The organism is Mesorhizobium sp. M1252, from assembly GCF_040318265.1.
Lineage (GTDB): Bacteria > Pseudomonadota > Alphaproteobacteria > Rhizobiales > Rhizobiaceae > Mesorhizobium.
On the sequence record NZ_JAMYLX010000007.1, the window covers coordinates 341,068 to 358,957 of the forward strand.

The window sequence follows — 17,890 nt, forward strand, 5'->3', positions numbered from 1 at the left end:
TGCTCTGGTGAGGTGTCCATGAACTGCTCGGGCTGCGGTTTCGAGATCGAGGGCGGTTACGCCTTCTGTCCGAAGTGTGGCCGCCGCCAGCCCGTGCCATGCGCCAGTTGCGGCTACGCCTGCGCACCTGATTTCGAATTCTGTCCTAAATGTGGGGCAAGCGTCGGTGCGTCCGCAAAAGCTGCCGAACGGCCTGCTCCGACACCAAGCCGCACCATTGCGCAGCCCTCTCGAGCTCCGTCGCCGAACATCGAAAGCGAAGAGGGGCCGCATTCCGTCTCCGACGCCGATCGACGAACGGTAACGGTGCTGTTCGCCGATCTCTGCGGCTTCACGACACTCAGCGAGCAGCTCGACCCCGAGGTCATGCAGGCGCTGCAGAACGAACTGTTCAAGGAATTGACGGCGGCCGTGCAAGGCTTTGGTGGTTTCGTCGACAAATTCATCGGCGACGCTCTGCTCGCCTTGTTCGGTGCGCCGGTCGCGCATGAGGACGATCCGGAACGTGCGCTTCGAGCCGCTCTCGACATGATCGCCCGGACGGCGCGGCTCGGTGAAAGCACCCGCCACTCCGGCTCGCCGCTGCTGCTCCACATAGGCATAAACACGGGTCCGGTCGTTACTGGCGGATTGGGCATCGGCACCGCCAAATCCTATTCGGTGACCGGCGACACGGTGAATACGGCGCAACGCCTGCAATCGCTGGCTGCACCGGGTGAGGTGCTGGTGGGCGAACTCACGCACAGGCTGACCCGGCATGCCTTCTCGTACGAGTCGCTGGGCGATGTCGTGTTTCGCGGCAAGGCTGGCAGTGTGCTCGTCCACCGACTGGATGCACCGCTTGCGGCGCCGCGTGCAGCGCGCGGGCTCGAGGCGCTCGGCCTCAGTGCGCCCATAATAGGTCGTGATGCGGAGCTCAACAGAATGCTGGCGAGCCTTGACTTGGCGTGCGGCGGCTCGGCCCAGCTTGTCCGCATCGTCGGCGAAGCCGGTATCGGGAAGTCGCGGTTGGTGAAGGAGTTCGTCGCCCGCGTCGGCGACGAGGATCGTTTTCGCAACGTCGCCGTGCGGCAGGCCACGTGCTCACCGCTGGGTGAACAATCATTTGGCGCCTTGGGTGCAGTGGTGCGCAGCGCTGCCGGGATGATGCAAAACGACAATGGGGACGAAATGCGGGGCAAGCTCGCAGCCTTGCTTGCCGATCTCGGCCTGCAGGGCGAGGAGGCGAAGCGGCTGATGCCTTTGCTCTACCATGTGCTTGGCCTCGGCGACCCCCATGCCACCTTGCAGCATGTCGAGCCCGAGCAGCTGCGGCGGCAAATTCTCTACGCGGTCCGCACAATCATGGAATGGCGGCTTGCGTTGTCGCCGCTGTTGATTGTCGTCGAAGACCTGCACTGGGCCGACTCCGTCTCGCTCGAGGCACTGCGTTTCGTGATGGACAGACTGGAACGCACGCGGCTGATGTTGCTGGTCACGCATCGTCCGGCGTCGGACAACGACCAACTCGACTCAAGTCGGGTCAGCCACACAGCGCTCAGGCTTTCGCCGCTCGACAGCGATGACGGACGCCGCCTGGTGGCGGCGCTTTTCGGCGATAACTGGGTAAACGCCGCAAGAGGGCTTCTCGACCAGATCCTCGAGCGCGCGGGCGGCAACCCGCTTTTCTTGGAGGAGATCGTTCGCGGCCTTATCGATCGCGGTGTATTGGTGCGCGAGGGCCAGCAATGGCGGACCGTGGCAGGCGAAGTCGCAACCGGCATCCCCGCCACGATCCAGGCAATGTTGCTTGCTCGCGTCGACCGGCTGCCGCAAGGGGTGCGCCGGTTGGCCCAGGAAGCCGCGGTAATCGGCCCGCGCTTCGATGCCACGCTTCTGAAAGCCGTGGCAGCCGACCCCGGCCGACTGGAAGCGGGCTGCGAACTGCTTTGCGATGCGGAAATCATCGAGGAAGTTGCCGGATCAGGCTCGGTCTCGTCGCAAAGCTACCGCTTTACACAAACATTGCTGCAGGACGTGATCTACCAGAATCTGCTCCTGCAACGCCGGACCGACATCCACGGCCGGGTAGGTGCCGCCCTGGAGCAACTGTGCGGCGACAAGCCGGAACGGTTCGAGGATCTGGCCGTGCTCGGTCACCATTTCGCTCAGAGCGCCGAGCGGGAGAGGGGCGCGCATTACCTGCAGGCGGCGGGAGATCGCGCTCGCATGATATACGCCAATGACGACGCCCTTCGTTTCTACGAGCGAGCACTGACTGCGTTGGGCGCGATCGGGCAAACACCGCTCAAACTGGCAATTGCAGAGCGCATTGCCGATTTGAGCGGCCCGGCAGGCCGCCGCGAGATTGCACACCGCCACTACGAGGCGGTGCTGCAGGCCTATCGCGAGTCAGCCGATCGTGTCGCGGCGGCGCGCGTTTTGCGCAAGATCGGTCGGCTGTTTTGGGACGTGGGCAAGCGGGACGACGCGGAATCGCGCTACGCTGAAGCGGCAGCGCTCCTCGATGGAGCGGATGCCCCGATCGAGCAGGCGCATCTCTGGCAAGAACGTGGCCGACAGGCGTTCCGCAGCGGAGATCACACTCTCGCGGCAAAATGGGCAGACGCGGCGCTGGATTGCGTACGCTCTCTGACAACGGAACATGTCTCCGATGATGCCACCCTCGTGACCGCCGAGGCACTTAATACCAAGGCTGTTGCGCTGGCTCGCCTTGGGCGAAACCATGAAGCCGTGCGTGAGGTTGAGCGCAGCATTGAATTGGCCGAAGCCGCCGGTCTGCTGGGCGCGGCCTGCCGCGGCTACACCAATCTCGGGGTGCTCTACACGACCATCGATCCGGCGAAGGCGATGGAGGTCTGTCGGCGCGGTCTTGAAGTGGCGCGCCGTATTGGCGATTTGGGTTTCCAGGCGCGCCTCCTCGCCAATCTGGCGGTAGCTTGTTGTACTTTCACGGATCGCTGTCCAACGGAGGGCGTGCCTGCTGCCGACAAGGCCATCGAGATTGACCGGGCGCTCGACCAGCGCGAGCACCTGCCAGTGCCGTTGATCGTGCTTGGGCAGATCCACCAGTGCAACGGCCATCCGGAACTGGCGATCGGCTTGTTCCACGAAGCACTGGAGGTAGCCCGCGAAACGGGCGAGCCCCAACTGCTGTTTCCGTGCTATGATGGACTCGCAACGCTTAATCTCGACCTCGACAATCTGGCCGAGGCCGAACGCTACTTTTCCCTGGCGCAGGGTATATGCGCCCAGCACGGGCTCGACCCGGAAGCGCTTGTGGTGCTGCCTTTTCTCGACTAGCCGGGATAGGGGGTTGGACATGTCCGCGCCTAGTGGATTGATACCGCTTCAACCGGGCGACCGGGCGCCGAACCTGATACTCGACGCCATTACCCAGGAAGGCAAGATTGCGCTTGACGACTTTCGCGGGCAAAAACCGGTGCTGGTCGGCCTGTTTCGAGGTCTGCATTGTGCGTTTTGCCGGCGCCACATCGCCGCTCAGGCGCGTCTCGATCCGGAGCTGCGCGAAAAGGGCGTGGAGAGCCTGACGGTGGTCAACACGCCGATCGAACGGGCGCGGCTCTATTTCCGCTACCATCCAATGCCGAACCTGCTTGCGGCGTCGGACCCGGAACGCGCTTCACATCGTGCTTTTGGACTGCCCAATCTCGAATTCACCGAGAACGAGACGAACTGGCCGTACAAGGTCGCGATGGCAGCGGCACAGGACATGCGGGTCGACATACCTGGCGAATTGCCCGGTCCCATGGATCCGATGACAGCCGCCGCAATCCTCGACAAGAAGGACCACTACGAACTGACCGAAGCCGACGAGCAGATGATGGCCACGGGACACGGACAACTGGTTGGTCAGTTCCTGCTGGACCGGCAGGGGATCGTCCGCTGGAGCTTCACGGAGGTCCCGGAGGGTGGGCGATACATGTTTGGCGCCCCAAACCCGAAGGAGCTGATGTCAGCCGTGTCGCAAGTCGCCCAATAATGAACTGACAAGTTCACCGTTTATCCGAGCACGGCCTCCACAGTGGCGACAAAGTCATCGAGCGAGCGGTCGCCGCGAATCTCGATGCGCGGAAGGTCGATGAGATCGCTATCGAGGTCCGCCGGCCCGTGCCTGCGGCCGAAGCCTACTCGATAGCCGCACTCCCTGGCCAGCCGGCCAAGCCGCCCGTCGGTGACGGAGAAGGGTGCCGCGAACGCCGTGGTTGGACGGCCGGTCCAGCGTTCGATGAACAGACGAGACCGCAGGAGCTCGGCGGCCAGGTCAGCGCTCGACAGACCATCGATGGCGCGATGCGTCGCCATGTGGCTGCCGAAGAAGGCGCCTTCGGCAGCGAGGCGTCGCACCGTCCCGGCGCCCATAAGCGGCGTCGGCGGACCGATGTCGGTGTCCCACTTTGCACTTTCGCCCACCAGGTCCGTCACCAAGAACACTTCCGCGGTCAGGTCGTTGGCGCGCAAGATCGGCCAGGCATGGTCGGCGAAGTTCTGGAAGCCGTCATCGAAGGTGATGAGCACCGGGCGGCCGACGAAAGGCTGACGGTTGGTGATGAACTGCTCCAACTGCTCGGAGCCAATGGCGTGAAAGCCATTGGCGCGCAGCCATGCCATCTGGCTGGCGAATGCGGCGGGCGTGAGCCGAAAGCGAGCGAGCGCGGCCGGACCTCCATCGGCAACGCCGTGATACATGAGGACAGGGATATGCCGGCGCTGCTCGTTACGTGCGACGTCGCGGCGCAAGGCTCGCGCTCCACCCCAGACGATATTTCGCGCGACGCCGATTTCGATCGGCGCGCGGATCGGCACATGAGCAATCACCGGTTCCGTCGCCACATCGTCCGACGACAGGCGACGGAAGCGATCTATGCGGTAGAGCTCGGTCTGGATCGATTGCTCGAGGACGAGGCCTTCGGTCGCCGCCAGCGTCTCGGAGATCGACTGGGCACCGAATGTATTCCAGTCGAAGCCGGTCTTTTCGACATTGTCACGCAGCACGAATGCGTGTGCGCTGATGAAGCTGCCGCCAGGCGCCAACGCCTCGGCGAATTTCCTGGCGATGCGCCGTAGCTCGGCGAGGTCATCGAGGTAGTAGAGTACTTCCGAACAGACGATCAGATCCATCTCACCCGGCAGCGTGTCGGCAGCGAAATCGAGTACGCCGAACTCGACATTCGGCTGATCGTTGCATCGGGCGCGGGCCCGCCCGACGGCTATGGCGGAAATGTCGGTTGCGGTCAAATGGCCGACGCGAGGCGCCAGCTGCCGCGTGAAGTGGCCCTCCGCGCAGGCCAACTCGAGCGCCCGCCCGATGGGACCGGGAGGCAGGATTTCGAGCTGGCGCTCGTATTTTTCCTGCTCATAGGACGAACCGTAGTTCCACGGATCCTCGGTCGCGAAATAGCTGTTCCAGAACGCCGTGCGATCCTTGTCGTGCTTGTCCGCGACCCGTGCGCGGCGCGGCGCAACAGGCTCTGACGGTTCAGCGCTCGACCGAACCAGGTCATGCGCCTGTGCGGCCAATTGCGCGAGTTTGCCGAAATGGCTGTCCGGATCGGGCTCGCTTCCCGCCATGGCAAACGATGCCTCGGCTGCAGGCGTGTTTGACGTGGTCGCGCCGGCGCCCTTTTGCGGTGCAGGCGATCCTCCCGCAAGCCGCTCAGCAGGCACTACATCCAGGATCAATTCAATCCAATGATCGCTCGTCACAGTCCCGAGTGCACCGAACTGCACGACAGCCTCGATCCGGCCATCCAGCATCAGATGGGCATAAATCTGATCGATGCCTTCCGGCAGTTCGGTCGCGGTCGGGTTGCGAGCGTCGACGCGAACTCCGAGCGTTCGCGCCAGCCTGCGCGGCGTGGCAAGATCGTCGGGTTCGAGAAGCATTTGCTCAAGCTGGTACTGGACGCGGCGAGCCGCTGCGGGATTGTCCCAGATCTTGCTGAGTTCGATGATCAACGCTGTGATGGCACCGCCGAAGCTGTCCCACCGGGCAGCCAGTTGCCCCGGCACCGAAAGGCTTCCTGCCACAAGGCCATCGAAGATCACCTTGGCGATCTCACGCGCCCACTTGCGTCCCGCCGGGAGCGCGCGCAGGGGCTGCGGGTCTATCGAGCGCGAGCCTGAGCCGCATTCGGACGCGGCGTTCCGCAACGCCAGCCAAGCAAGCGCTTCGGATGCGGTGCCGCCGTTCGCCGAACTGGAAACCAAGGGATTATGCGCCACGCCGTACTACCCGCGCCTGGTTTTGAGGGAGAACAAGTGTCCCGCAACGCGCTTACATCGCCGGTCTGGAAAAAGCAAAAGGCGCCCCGAAAGGCGCCTCTTAATCGCTTGATTCCCCCTAGAGGAAACTGGAGCGGGTGAAGCGATTCGAACGCTCGACCCCAACCTTGGCAAGGTTGTGCTCTACCCCTGAGCTACACCCGCTCACACGGCCCTTTGGCCGCAAGCCGGGCCTATATGGCTGAAGAGCGCGGCGATTGCAACAGGGAAATGACGGGCTTTTTGGTCGCGCCAAATCGCTTGGCGGAACCTTGTCGGCCACGCGGGTGGTTCATCGACTTCCCGCATGACGGTCTTGTCTCGGCGGCACCATTGGCCGTAAACGGCTTTGCCGCGCGCCGATACAGGGGAAGACCACCAATGCCGAAGACCGAAGCCGAGCTTTTCGCCTTTCTTGCCGATCTCGGCATATCAGTGTCGACCGTGCGCCATCCGCCGCTCTATACGGTGGCCGATTCGCAGTCGCTGCGCGGCGAGATACCGGGCGGGCACACGAAAAATCTGTTTCTCAAGGACAAGAAGGACAATTTCTTCCTGGTCAGCGTCGGCGAGGAGGCGGTCGTCGACCTGAAGCAGATCCACACGATCATCGGCGCCGCCGGCCGGGTGTCGTTCGGCAAGCCGGAGATGCTGATGGAGCTGCTCGGTGTCATTCCGGGCGCGGTCACCGTGTTCGGGCTGATCAACGACAGCGAAAGACGGGTCAAGGTGGTGCTCGACCAGGATTTGATGGCACATGCGACAGTCAACGCGCATCCGCTGACCAATGAGGCGACGACGTCGATCGCGTCCGCCGACCTCATCAGATTCGCCGAGGCAACCGGACATGATGCTGCTATCTTGAAAGTCTCGGCTTGATCGCCACATGGATGGCGAAAACTGACCTCTAGTTAAGGACGTCGCGCTGCTCCGCTGGGCGCGATCGGAAGGGCGACGACATGAGCGACAACAACAATCCGTTTGGCGGCCAATTCGGCGGCAATTCTGGCCAGTACACCACGTCCGTGCAATATGGCGGCGCCGAGCCGGCCAAGTCGGCACTTGGCCCGACACCCGGCGCAGCACCTGCCGCTGGCGAGCTGATCAAGGACACCACGACCGCCACTTTCGCCGCCGACGTCATCCAGGAATCGCGCAAACAGCCGGTACTGGTCGATTTCTGGGCGCCGTGGTGCGGGCCCTGCAAGCAGCTCACGCCGCTTCTGGAAAAGGCGATCAAGGCCGCCGGCGGCAAGGTCAAGCTGGTCAAGATGAACATTGACGATCATCCCTCGATCGCCGGCCAGCTCGGCATCCAATCGATCCCGGCGGTCATCGCCTTCAAGGACGGCCAGCCTGTCGACGGCTTCATGGGTGCCATCCCCGAGAGCCAGATCGCCGAGTTCATCACCAAGGTCGGCGGCAAGGGCAATGGCGCGCCGCCGGTCGCCGAAGCACTGGCCGCGGCGGCGGAAGCGCATGCGGCGGGCGATGCGCAGACCGCAGCCGACATTTACGACGCCATCCTGGCGCAGGCGCCGGAGACGATCGAGGCGATTGCCAGGCTGGGCGAGCTTCTGTTCGAGGCCGGCGACAGCGACGGCGCCGAGGCGCTGCTGGCAACGGCGCCGGAGGCCAAGAAGAATGCGCCGGCACTTGCCGCGCTGCGTGCCAAGATGACGCTGGCTGCGGAAGCGGCAGCACTTGGCAATCCAGCTGAATTCGAGCAGCGACTGGCCGCCAATCCCGGCGACCACCAGGCGCGTTTCGACCTCGCCATGATCCAGAACGCCAAGGGCGAGCGCCATGCGGCGGCCGACAATCTTCTGGCGATTATAAAAGCCGACCGGACGTGGAACGAGGACGGCGCCAGGGCGCAGCTGCTGAAACTGTTCGAGGCCTGGGGCATGACCGACGAGGCGACGCTGGCGGCACGGCGCAAATTGTCGTCGCTGCTGTTTTCCTGAGCCGTTTGCCGGCCAAGTTGCCGGGGCGTGGCTGTCGGGCCTTGCGGTCGGCGGCCGCCGCGCCAGATTAGGCCGATAACATCGCACCCGAAGCGGGTCGGAGGAGTGAAGGTGCAGGTCGGAAACGCATTTTACCGGGTCGGCAAGGATCTGCCGGCAACCATTCCGGTGTTTCCGCTTGCCGGCGCGCTGCTGCTGCCGGGCGGGCGCATGCCGCTCAACATTTTCGAGCCGCGCTATCTGCAGATGGTGGATGAGGCGATCGCCGGCGCGCGGCTGATCGGCATCGTCCAGCCCAGCCTCAATGGCGCGTTGCGCGCCGACGGCGAGCCGGAACTGTGCAATGTCGGCTGCGCCGGGCGCATCATCTCGATGGCCGAGAGCGGCGACGGCCGCTATCTGATTTCGCTGCAGGGCGTCTGCCGTTTCCGCATCACCAGCGAATTGCCGGTGAAGACGCCGTTCCGGCAATGCAAGCTGGCGCCGTTCCTCACCGATCTCGCCGAAGACCAGGCGGCAAGCGAGATCGACCGGCCGGCGCTGTTGAAAGCGTTTCGCGCCTATCTGCAGGCCAACGATCTCGAAGCCGATTGGGAAAGCGTCAGCCGCGCCGAGAACACCATGCTGGTCAATGCGCTGTCGATGATGGCGCCCTACGGACCGGCCGAGAAACAGGCGCTGCTGGAGGCGCCCGACCTGAAAGCCCGCGCGGAGACGCTGATCGCCATCACCGAAATGGCGCTGGCGCGCGAGAATGAGGACTTTGGTTCCAGCCTGCAATAAGGGCTGAGCCGATGGCTGAAGGGGGATCCAATGGCTGCGGATGGGCGTGACGGCAAGTCGGTCAATGTCGATCCAAAATTGCTGGAGCTGCTGGCCTGCCCGCTGACCAAGGGGCCGCTGGCCTGGGACCCGGTGCGCGGCGAGTTGATCTCGCGGCTTGCCAAGCTCGCTTATCCCGTGCGCGACGGCATCCCGATCATGCTGCCCTCGGAGGCGCGGACGATTTCGGCGGAAGACGTGCTGTCGCCGCCGCGATTGGGTGGGCCGGGCTGAAGGGCCAGGGGTGGTTCAAACGGACCTCAGCCTAAGAAGCCATTCTGTTGGCGATCCTTCGCGCCCCCCTCTGCCCTTGCCGGCATTAATGTCATGGGCTCCCGACCGCCCTGCACTTGCCTACTGAAAATTCCGCCCCTTGGGCATGACCCTTTCAGCTTTGTCCGAGAGGGTGGCAATGTCGGGCCGGGCAGCCGGCGTCATCTCTTCCAGCAGCACCGTCAGCCACGGCGTCAAATCCTCGATCTTTTCGGCGACGATGTGGATGACGTCGGATTCCGACTGCAGCTTGCCGGTGACCTTGACGAAGCGCGCGCCCATGACGATGGGCCGGAAACGGGTAAAGGTCCGCTCCCAGAAAATGACGTTGGCGACGGCCTTGTCGTCTTCCAGCGTCAGGAAGATCGCATTGCCCTTGCCGGGCCGCTGCCGCACCAGCACCAGGCCGGCGACCGAGACCCGCCTGCCGTCGCGCACCGAGCCGAGATTGGCATTGGGAATGACGTCGGCGCGGTCGAGCCGCTCGCGCAGGAAGGCGACCGGATGCGCCTTCAGCGACAGGCCGAGCGCGCGGTAGTCGTGGATGACGTGCTCGCCGAGCGGCATTGTCGGCAGTTTTGTCTCGGGCTCGAGTTCGCGCAGCCGGATCGCCGGCTGGTCGAACAGCGGCAGCCGTTCGGCGGCGCTCTTGCCATCCAGCGCGCGCACCGCCCACAAGGCTTCACGACGATCGAGGCCGAGTGAGCGGAAGGCGTCAGCCTGCGCCAGTCTTTCGATCTCGCCGACATCGAGGCCCGAGCGCAGCCAGACATCCCTGACGCTTGTAAAGCCGGCGCCGCGCCGCGCGGTGAAAGCTTCCATACGCTTCTCGGCCAAGCCCTTGATCTGACGGAAGCCAAGCCGGACGGCGTACCGGGTCTTGATGACACCGCGCATTTCGGCATGGCGCCCCAGGATGCGGCCCGGATCGAATTGGGCTTTCTCCAGGGTGCAGTCCCAGTCGGAAAAATTGACGTCGACGTCGCGGATATCGACGCCATGGTCGCGCGCGTCGCGCACCAGCTGGGCCGGCTGGTAAAACCCCATCGGCTGCGAATTCAGGATCGCGGCGCAGAACACGTCGGGATAAAAGGTCTTGAACCAGCAGGAGGCATAGACGAGCAAAGCGAAGGAGGCGGCGTGGCTTTCGGGAAAGCCGTATTCGCCGAAGCCTTCGATCTGCTTGAAGCAGCGCTCGGCGAAGTCCTTGGTGTATCCCTTGCCGACCATGCCGTCGATCATGCGCTGGCGGTAATTGCCGATGGTGCCGGTGCGCTTGAAGGTGGCCATGGCGCGGCGTAGTTCGTCGGCTTCGCCGGGTTTGAAACCACCGGCGACGATTGCAATATTCATCGCCTGTTCCTGAAACAGCGGCACGCCGAGTGTCTTCTTGAGAATAGCCTCCAGCTCTGGCTTTTGATATTCAGCCGCTTCCTTGCCCTGCCGACGGCGCAGATAGGGGTGCACCATGTCGCCCTGGATCGGGCCGGGCCGCACGATCGCCACCTCGATGACCAGGTCGTAGAATTCGCGCGGGCGTAGACGCGGCAGCATCGACATCTGCGCGCGCGATTCGATCTGGAAGACGCCGAGCGTGTCGGCGCGGCAGATCATGTCGTACACGTCGTTCTCTTCCGGCGGCAGGGTGGCCAGCACATAGGGTCGGCCGTAATCATCCCGGGCCTTCGGATAATGGTCGGTGAGCAAGGTGAAGGCGCGCTTCAGGCAGGTCAGCATGCCAAGCGCCAGAATATCCACCTTCAGGATCTTCACCGCGTCGAGATCGTCCTTATCCCACTCGACCATCTTGCGCGCCTCCATCGCCGTCTTGACGATGGGGACGATCTCGTCGAGCCGGTCGCGGGTAATGACGAAGCCGCCGACATGCTGCGACAGATGCCGGGGAAAGCCCATGATCTCGTTGGCGTGGGCGATCACGTGACGGGTCGAGGTCTCGTTGCGGTCGAGGCCGCCGGCATGCGCCTCCTTCTCGCCGAGCTCCGAGGTCGACCAGCCCCAGATCGAACTGGAGAGCGCAATGCGGACATCGTCCGACAGGCCCATGGCCTTGGCCACCTCGCGCAGCGCCGAGCGGGCGCGATAGCTGATGACGGCGGCAGCCAGCGCGGTGCGCTTGGCGCTGTATTTGGAGTAGATGTACTGGATCACCTCCTCACGCCGCTCATGCTCGAAATCGACGTCGATGTCGGGCGGCTCGTTGCGCTCCTCGGAAATGAAGCGCTCGAACAACGTGTCGATGCGCTCGGGGCCGACCTCGGTGATGCCGATGCAGTAGCAGACGATCGAGTTGGCGGCCGAGCCTCTGCCCTGGCACAGAATGCCCTCATTGCGGGCGAACTGGACGATGTCGTAAACGGTCAGGAAATAGCGCGCATAATTCAGACGCTCGATCAGAGCGAGCTCCTCACTGATGCGCTGCAAGACGGAAGCGGGGACGCCCGCCGGATAGCGCGTGGCGGCCCCCTCCCTGGCCAGACGCTCTAGCTCGGCCTGCGGCCCAAGCCCTGATTGCGTCGGCTCGTCGGGATAATTGTACTGGAGGTCGCTGAGCGAGAAGGTCAGTTCGCCGGCAAAGCGCAGCGTCTCGGCCAGCGCCGGTGGATGGCGGCGGAAGAGACGGGCCATTTCCAGCGGCGGCTTCAGATGGCGCTCGGCGTTGGCCGTCAGCTCCAGCCCGACCTCGGCGACCGGCAAATTGAGGCGGATGGCGGTGAGCACATCTTGCAGCGAGCGGCGCTCGGCGCTGTGATAAAGCACGTCGTTGGTCGCCATCAGCGGCACGCCGGCGATGTCCGCCATGCCCGCCGCCTGCTCGATGCGGAAACGGTCATTGCCGCGATAATCCGGCGCCATGCCTAGCCGCAAATTAGCGCCGAAACGGTCTTTCAGTTGACGGACCAATGCCAGGGGATCGTCGGCATTCGCCGAGAGATCCGGCAGCACCGCCAGCGACAGCAGGTCGCCCCATTCGAGCAGGTCGCTGCGCTGGAGAAGGGTCGCGCCCTTCTCGTTTTCATCGCGCAAATTGGCTTGCGTCAGCATGCGGCAGAGATGGCCCCAGCCCTTGCGGTTCTGCGGATAGGCGAGAATGTCCGGCGTGCCGTCGCCGAACACCAGGCGGCAACCGGGGTGATAGGCGAGCTTCTCGACCTTGGCCTGCTGCCAGGCGCGCACGACGCCGGCCACCGTGTTGCGGTCTGCCAGTCCGATCGAGGAAAAGCCGAGGAATTTGGCCGCCACCACCAGCTCCTCCGGCTTGGAGGCGCCGCGCAGGAAGGAGAAGTTCGACTGGATGCCGAATTCCGCATAGGGGATGACGGTCAGCGCGTTCATGCGAAGACCCCATGCATGAACCAGCGCGGCGGCACCTGCGGGTTGCCATAGAGGCCTTGCCGGTAGAGCCAGTAGCGGCGGCCGTCGGCATCCTCGATCCGGAAATAGTCACGCGTCGATGTGAGCGGATCGCTTGACGTTTCACGCCACCATTCCGGCGCGATGCGTTCCGGCCCCTCGGCGCGCGCGACCCGGTAGAGCGCGCGGCGCCAGCGGAAATTCATCGGCGGACCCTCAGGCATTTCGGTGGCCGGCACCTCGATCGGCTCGGGCGAACGGAACAGCCGGATCGGCCGTTCCGGCGGGAAGATGGTTGCGCGCGGCGCGTCTTTCGAGCCCGGCTTCCTGAGCGGTGTTTTGCGTTGTGGCGCTTCCGAGAACGGGATGGTGGCAATGGCGCGCTCCGGCAGATGGCTCTCGAGGGCGACCGGTTTCAGCACCGCACTGTCGCCGAGCCTGGCGCGGATGCGGTCGGCAAAGAGTGCCATGTCGGCGCCGTAATCCTCGGTCTCGCCGGTCAAATCGGCCTGCTGCATGTCGAAGCCGGCGGCCGCCAGCACCGAAAGCCGCACCAGGTCGAAGCCGTAGCCGGCATCGATGTCCTGTTCGAGCGCGGCCAGCCGCTCATGGAACAGGCGCTGGATAAGCTTGGGTTCGCGCAACGGTCGCGAGGTACCGACAGCGATGCGGCTGACGGCGCCGTCGACGCGAAACAAAAGCAGCGCCAGCATCCTTGCGCCTTCGCCGCGGCGTTCGAGATCGGCCTTCAGCGTCACCGCCAGCAAGAGCACCAGCCGTTCGATCTCGGCGGTCAGCACGACCGGCTCGGCCAGGTGGCGTTCGACCGAAAGCGGGGCCACGGGCAGGCGCGGCGATACCGCCTCGTCGAGGCGGCCGAGCGCCTGGTCGAGCCGCAACAGCAAGGTCGCGCCGAAGCGACGGGCGAGCGGCGCGCGCGGCGCTGCCATGACCGCGCCGGCGGTCCGCAGGCCGACGCTTTCCAAGCTGGCGCGGATATCGGCCTCGATGCGCAGTGCCGCCAGCGGCAAGGGGGCGAGCAGCGCTTCCTCCTCGCCGGAGACAACGATGCGGTTGCCGCAGAAGCGCGCCGCCGCCCAGGCTGCACCCGGCGTCGCGGCCAACCCGGCGCGGACATCGAAACCCTGCTGGAAAAACCGCGCAAGGATGTCGTCCAGCATGGCGCGCTCGCCGCCGAACAGATGCGTGCAGCCGGTGACGTCGAGATAAAGGCCATCAGTACCGTCGAGCGCCACCAGCGGCGTATAGCGATCGCACCAGTCGGCGAGGCCTTCGAGCAGCCGGCGATCGGCGTCCGGATCGGCCTCGACGATGTCGATCGAGGGATGCATGGCGCGCGCATCGGCAATGCCCATGCCAGGCTTCAGATGCAGCGCCTCAGCCCGCTCGTCGAGGGCCGATATGCGCTGGGCGTTGCGGTCGCGATGGCTGATCACGAGCGGTGGGTGAGATGGCGGCAGATGATCCGAAGGCCGGGAACGCCACGACCGTCCCAGGCGCTGGCGCAGGATCCGTTCTGCCGCCAGATGCGGGAACCACAGCGACAGAATTCTCTGCCCGTTTTTCGCGGGGCTTTCTTTCTTCGAATGCGTGTTCATCGGGGTTCCACTCCAGTGTGAATTGTCCAGGCAGAGCGGTGCGGCTCTTGCCGATGCTGACGGTGAAGGCAGGGTGGCCGATCGAGCCGGCAAGCGGCCCGGCGATCGTCCGGCGCGATTTCGCTGGTGCAGCCGACACGATGAGGCGCACCGGGGCGGCGGTCGGCTCGGCTTCGCCGGCCTGGCGCAGCAGGAACACCGGCCGGCCGGCGTTTTGGGCGCGCGCGTGCAGCCGGCGCGTCGCGGTGAGGTCGAGCCGCTGCGGGCTGCCACGGATCTCGAGAATGATTGCGGCGAGCGCCGTCATCTTGGCGGCCTCCTCGGCTACCCACAGCGCATCGGTGAGTTTCGGCGCCTCGGAAAACAGCAACTGCTCCGGTGCGATACCGAACATGCCCTGCAATCCCCTGGCATAGGGAAAGCCGGCCTCGCGAAAAATCTCCGATGTGCCGATCCACAGCACGGGCAAGGGCTGGCCCTTGAGGATCAGGCTGACCAGCGACAGTACAAAGCCGGCGACGGCCCCGGCATTGCGGGTCTCAAGGCCATGGATTTCGCTCAAGGCGGCTTTCGGCAGGCCGCCGCTCAGCGCCGCATCGAGGTGCTCGACGCCGGTCGCCAGGAAAGCATTCGGCGAAGCCACGGCAAGCCCGCGCCGGATGATGGTGACATCGGCATTAGGTTCGGGCGCACCGCCGATAGCGCTGTCAGCGCGCGCACGAGGTCGCTCGCCGGCCGGCGCGGCCAGGCGCTCGGGCAGCGTTCCCTCGATCTTCGCGATCTGGCGGCGCAGGGCAAAAACAGTCTCCCGCGCCACGGCTGATGTCGCCATGACGGTCAATTTCTCTCATAATTGTTCCTGTTATGTTCTTATAGATTCCAGAGGGTGCCGAAAGAGTCAAGCGGAGTCAGAAGGAATTTATTCCTTGATCAAAGGTGGCGAGGCCAACCTTGGACTTTGGTCGCAGCCATTCGGCGCAAAGAATTGGCCAGGTACCCGTCCATTTGCCGAGTCCGGAGGGAAAGCCTATATGCCGGATCAAAGGACAAAGCATGGCCCGCATCTACAAGACCCGCACCTGGCACGATGAACTCTCGCCTTCGATCGAGGAGATCGAGTTTCTGGCGCTGGAGGCGTACGCACATCTGCCCGACGATTTTCGCAAGCTGACCGGCGAGATCGTCATCATGATCGCCGAATTCCCGACCGACGAGATCATGGACGATCTGTCGCTGGAGACGCCGTTCGACCTGCTCGGCCTGTTCGAGGGCCGCGGCATCGCCGAGCGCTGGAACCCGCAGACCGGCGAAGGCCCGAACCGCATCACCCTCTACCGCCGCGCCATCCTCGACTACTGGGCCGAGAACGAAGAGACGCTGGGCGACATCGTCACCCATGTGCTGATCCACGAGATCGGTCACCATTTCGGCCTGTCGGACGACGATATGGAAAAGCTTGAAGAGGCGGCGGAGTAAGGCTGTGCGATATTCAGGTGGCGAGCCTGCTTGTGAAATTATACAAGTTTTGATATAAAGCCTGTATGCCGACCAAGCGACTGGAGTTTCTTGGAGATTCTCTTGCCAAGCTCCGGGCTTTTCCAGAGGCGGTGCGCAAGGAAACGGGCGTTCAACTGCACAAGGTTCAACTCGGATTTGAGCCAAGCGATTGGAAGCCGATGACGACGATAGGCCTAGGCGTACGGGAAATCCGTGTCCGAGACGATGCTGGCGCGTTCCGGGTGCTTTACGTCGCCAGCATAGGTGACGCCGTCTTTGTCTTGCACGCCTTCCAGAAGAAGACGCAACAGACGGCGAAACGAGACTTGGCTCTTGCCGCATCGCGGTTCAGGCAAATTCAGTGAGACATGCTCATGGAACGTCAAAGCTTTGAAAATGTCTGGGATGCGCTGGAAGACACCCCGGCTCAGTCCGCCAACATGACTATGCGCTCCAATTTGCTGATCGCGATCGAACAGCGGGTGCGGAGTTGGGACGTTACCCAAGCCGAAGCAGCCAACCGGCTCGGGATTACCCAGCCACGCCTTAGCGATCTTCTGCGGGGCAGGATCGCGAATTTTAGTCTGGACACCTTGATCAATCTGGCCACACAGGCCGGACTTACAGTGCGTCTTGATATTGCCGAGGCAGCCTAGCGCTGTCTTAGACAGGCTGGCAAAGCTCGCCTACCAATCACTCAGCTTCGTATCCGGCCCGTATTCCTGGCCGTCGATATCCTTCACCACCGCCTGGCCGCAGCGCATCGATTTGGTCTTCTTGTCATAGGCGTAGGTCGGTGAGCCGTACAAATGCCAGCCCTTGTTCAGCGCCGCGGTGACCTTGTGGCAGAAGGTTGAATCGTCGGGGGCGGACAGAAAGCGGTAAAGTCTCATGGGTCAGGTCCTGTCGTGAGTTCGTCTTTTCGGGGCGGATCATGCGCCGATGGCGGCGGCCTTCGCCAGCAGTTTTTCGGCCTGTGCCAGATGCAGCCGCTCGACCATCCTGCCGTTCAGAGCAATCACGCCCTTGCCGGCATTTTCCGGCAAGGCAAAGGCATCCTTCACCGCGCGCGCCTCGGCCAGAGCTTCGGGCGCGGGCGCAAGGGCGCGGTTGGCGGCTTCGATCTGGGCCGGGTGGATCAGCGTCTTGCCATCGAACCCCATGGCGGCGGCTTCGGTGCATTCGCGCGCAAACGCGTCGAGGTCGCGAAAATCGTTGGAGACGCCGTCGAGTATGTCGATGCCGCCGGCTCGCGCCGCCAGCCCATCTGCATCAGCCAAGGCACGAGGTAGCGCCGATCAGGCGTCGCCAGAATGCCGGTTTCCTTGACCAGATCGTTCGTTCCGGCAACGAAACAATTTAGCCGCGAAGCGCGATCGCGGCCGAGTTCGGCAATGGCGCCGATGTTGAGCATGGCCTTGGGCGTCTCGATCATCGCCCAGAGCTTGACGCTGTCGGGGGCAAAATTGTCGTCGAGCACGTCGCCGACTTCGAGGATATCGCGCGGCGTGGCGACCTTGGACAACAGGATGCCGTCGGGCTCGAATTTCGCCGCGGTCAGCAGGTCATCGTTGCCCCATTCGCTGGACAGCGCGTTGACGCGCACGATCATTTCGCAGCGGCGCCCATGCTGATTGGCAACTGGTCGGCTGGCGAAAATGCCGGCCAATTTGTCCCGCGCGGCGACCTTGTCGGCGGGCGCAACGGCGTCCTCGAGGTCGATGATCACGGCATCGCAGGCCAGCGTCGCGATTTTGGCCAGCGCCTTGTCGTTGGAGGCGGGGACGTAAAGCACCGAGCGGCGCGGGCGGTAAGGTTCGCTTGTCATGGCCGATCTATGCCGCGTGTGGGCGGGGGAGGCAAGCGTCCGACCGGTACCTGATGACGAGCCAACTGCGAAAGCTTGCGCTGCCCCGCCCGTCCCGCAGCAGTTGCGGAAGGGGGCCTTTCCTCTCCCCCGTCGATCGGGGGAGAGGTGGAGCGCGAAAGTCGACGGGGTGGGGGGCGGCGGTGAGGTTGTGGGCCCGGGGGGGGGGAGGGGGCGCGCTGTGTGGA

Annotated in this window: 14 protein-coding genes, 1 tRNA gene and 1 pseudogene; 9 read left to right on the forward strand and 7 right to left on the reverse strand. The window is 64.1% G+C overall.

All coding sequences use genetic code 11. The annotated features are described in order from the left end of the window. The first annotated feature begins 18 nt into the window (after positions 1–18). Together NKH22_RS17185 and NKH22_RS17190 are read left to right on the forward strand one after the other, a co-directional pair. Positions 19–3,303 (forward strand): adenylate/guanylate cyclase domain-containing protein, encoded by a 3,285-nt coding sequence (locus NKH22_RS17185; protein ID WP_023822320.1) that lies wholly within the window; start codon positions 19–21, stop codon positions 3,301–3,303. Between the two features lie 19 nt (positions 3,304–3,322). Further along, on the forward strand, positions 3,323–4,003 hold the full coding sequence (locus NKH22_RS17190; RefSeq protein ID WP_023672127.1) for a redoxin domain-containing protein: 681 nt from the start codon (positions 3,323–3,325) through the stop codon (positions 4,001–4,003). 20 nt (positions 4,004–4,023) lie between these two features. Here the strand turns inward: NKH22_RS17190 and NKH22_RS17195 are convergent, their stop codons facing one another. Continuing rightward, entirely contained in the window at positions 4,024–6,246 is a 2,223-nt protein-coding gene (locus NKH22_RS17195; RefSeq protein ID WP_023822319.1) for an SAM-dependent methyltransferase, read from the reverse strand. Between the two features lie 129 nt (positions 6,247–6,375). Beyond that, positions 6,376–6,450 (reverse strand) — tRNA-Gly (locus NKH22_RS17200). Positions 6,451–6,666: 216 nt separating this feature from the next. On the opposite strand from NKH22_RS17200, the gene NKH22_RS17205 reads away from it, so the two are divergent. From NKH22_RS17205 to NKH22_RS17220, 4 genes are all read left to right on the forward strand, one after another. After that, the gene (locus NKH22_RS17205) at positions 6,667–7,164 is read left to right on the forward strand and encodes a prolyl-tRNA synthetase associated domain-containing protein (protein WP_023822318.1); all 498 of its coding nucleotides are present in this window, start codon (positions 6,667–6,669) and stop codon (positions 7,162–7,164) included. A gap of 80 nt (positions 7,165–7,244) precedes the next feature. Further along, complete coding sequence (gene trxA, locus NKH22_RS17210) at positions 7,245–8,252, forward strand: thioredoxin (protein ID WP_023822317.1); 1,008 nt, start codon at positions 7,245–7,247, stop codon at positions 8,250–8,252. 111 nt (positions 8,253–8,363) lie between these two features. Then, positions 8,364–9,035, forward strand: coding sequence for an LON peptidase substrate-binding domain-containing protein (locus tag NKH22_RS17215; RefSeq protein ID WP_023703197.1), 672 nt, complete (start codon positions 8,364–8,366; stop codon positions 9,033–9,035). Positions 9,036–9,065: 30 nt separating this feature from the next. After that, the gene (locus NKH22_RS17220; RefSeq protein WP_023672122.1) at positions 9,066–9,308 is read left to right on the forward strand and encodes a Trm112 family protein; all 243 of its coding nucleotides are present in this window, start codon (positions 9,066–9,068) and stop codon (positions 9,306–9,308) included. 120 nt (positions 9,309–9,428) lie between these two features. Here NKH22_RS17220 and NKH22_RS17225 read toward each other — a convergent pair whose 3' ends face one another. From NKH22_RS17225 to NKH22_RS17235, 3 genes are read right to left on the reverse strand one after another with little or no spacing between them, the layout of a single operon-like run. Further along, positions 9,429–12,701: an error-prone DNA polymerase gene (locus NKH22_RS17225; protein ID WP_023822316.1), complete on the reverse strand. Its 3,273-nt coding sequence runs from the start codon at positions 12,699–12,701 to the stop codon at positions 9,429–9,431. Continuing rightward, positions 12,698–14,176, reverse strand: coding sequence for a DUF6504 family protein (locus NKH22_RS17230; RefSeq protein WP_023726695.1), 1,479 nt, complete (start codon positions 14,174–14,176; stop codon positions 12,698–12,700). Before NKH22_RS17230 ends, NKH22_RS17225 begins: the two co-directional genes overlap by 4 nt. Continuing rightward, positions 14,118–15,170 (reverse strand): ImuA family protein, encoded by a 1,053-nt coding sequence (locus NKH22_RS17235; RefSeq protein ID WP_023694564.1) that lies wholly within the window; start codon positions 15,168–15,170, stop codon positions 14,118–14,120. Before NKH22_RS17235 ends, NKH22_RS17230 begins: the two co-directional genes overlap by 59 nt. 221 nt (positions 15,171–15,391) lie before the next feature. Between NKH22_RS17235 and NKH22_RS17240 the strand changes: the two genes are divergently transcribed. The 3 genes from NKH22_RS17240 to NKH22_RS17250 all read left to right on the forward strand — a co-directional run bounded on the left by NKH22_RS17240 (position 15,392) and on the right by NKH22_RS17250 (position 16,491). After that, positions 15,392–15,814 carry a metallopeptidase family protein gene (locus tag NKH22_RS17240; RefSeq protein ID WP_023673918.1) on the forward strand — a complete coding sequence of 141 codons (423 nt, stop codon included), beginning with the start codon at positions 15,392–15,394 and terminating at the stop codon, positions 15,812–15,814. Positions 15,815–15,879: 65 nt separating this feature from the next. Beyond that, a complete protein-coding gene (locus NKH22_RS17245) occupies positions 15,880–16,200 on the forward strand; it encodes a type II toxin-antitoxin system RelE/ParE family toxin (RefSeq protein WP_023673919.1) in 321 nt (106 codons plus the stop codon). Positions 16,201–16,209: 9 nt separating this feature from the next. After that, positions 16,210–16,491 (forward strand): helix-turn-helix domain-containing protein, encoded by a 282-nt coding sequence (locus tag NKH22_RS17250; RefSeq protein ID WP_023673920.1) that lies wholly within the window; start codon positions 16,210–16,212, stop codon positions 16,489–16,491. Positions 16,492–16,521: 30 nt separating this feature from the next. Here the strand turns inward: NKH22_RS17250 and NKH22_RS17255 are convergent, their stop codons facing one another. Continuing rightward, the gene (locus NKH22_RS17255) at positions 16,522–16,728 is read right to left on the reverse strand and encodes a DUF1737 domain-containing protein (RefSeq protein WP_023673921.1); all 207 of its coding nucleotides are present in this window, start codon (positions 16,726–16,728) and stop codon (positions 16,522–16,524) included. Between the two features lie 39 nt (positions 16,729–16,767). Further along, positions 16,768–17,663: pseudogene (locus NKH22_RS17260) on the reverse strand (HpcH/HpaI aldolase/citrate lyase family protein). Positions 17,664–17,890 lie beyond the last annotated feature (227 nt).

Excerpts from the sequence above, each read along its gene's own strand:
- NKH22_RS17185 (WP_023822320.1), top strand. The coding sequence starts at position 19 with ATGAACTGCTCGGGCTGCGGTTTCGAGATCGAGGGCGGTTACGCCTTC.
- NKH22_RS17190 (WP_023672127.1), top strand. The coding sequence starts at position 3,323 with ATGTCCGCGCCTAGTGGATTGATACCGCTTCAACCGGGCGACCGGGCG.
- NKH22_RS17205 (WP_023822318.1), top strand. The coding sequence starts at position 6,667 with ATGCCGAAGACCGAAGCCGAGCTTTTCGCCTTTCTTGCCGATCTCGGC.
- trxA (WP_023822317.1), top strand. The coding sequence starts at position 7,245 with ATGAGCGACAACAACAATCCGTTTGGCGGCCAATTCGGCGGCAATTCT.
- NKH22_RS17220 (WP_023672122.1), top strand. The coding sequence starts at position 9,066 with ATGGCTGCGGATGGGCGTGACGGCAAGTCGGTCAATGTCGATCCAAAA.
- NKH22_RS17225 (WP_023822316.1), bottom strand. The coding sequence starts at position 12,701 with ATGAACGCGCTGACCGTCATCCCCTATGCGGAATTCGGCATCCAGTCG.
- NKH22_RS17235 (WP_023694564.1), bottom strand. The coding sequence starts at position 15,170 with ATGGCGACATCAGCCGTGGCGCGGGAGACTGTTTTTGCCCTGCGCCGC.
- NKH22_RS17240 (WP_023673918.1), top strand. The coding sequence starts at position 15,392 with ATGGCCCGCATCTACAAGACCCGCACCTGGCACGATGAACTCTCGCCT.
- NKH22_RS17245 (WP_023673919.1), top strand. The coding sequence starts at position 15,880 with ATGCCGACCAAGCGACTGGAGTTTCTTGGAGATTCTCTTGCCAAGCTC.
- NKH22_RS17250 (WP_023673920.1), top strand. The coding sequence starts at position 16,210 with ATGGAACGTCAAAGCTTTGAAAATGTCTGGGATGCGCTGGAAGACACC.
- NKH22_RS17255 (WP_023673921.1), bottom strand. The coding sequence starts at position 16,728 with ATGAGACTTTACCGCTTTCTGTCCGCCCCCGACGATTCAACCTTCTGC.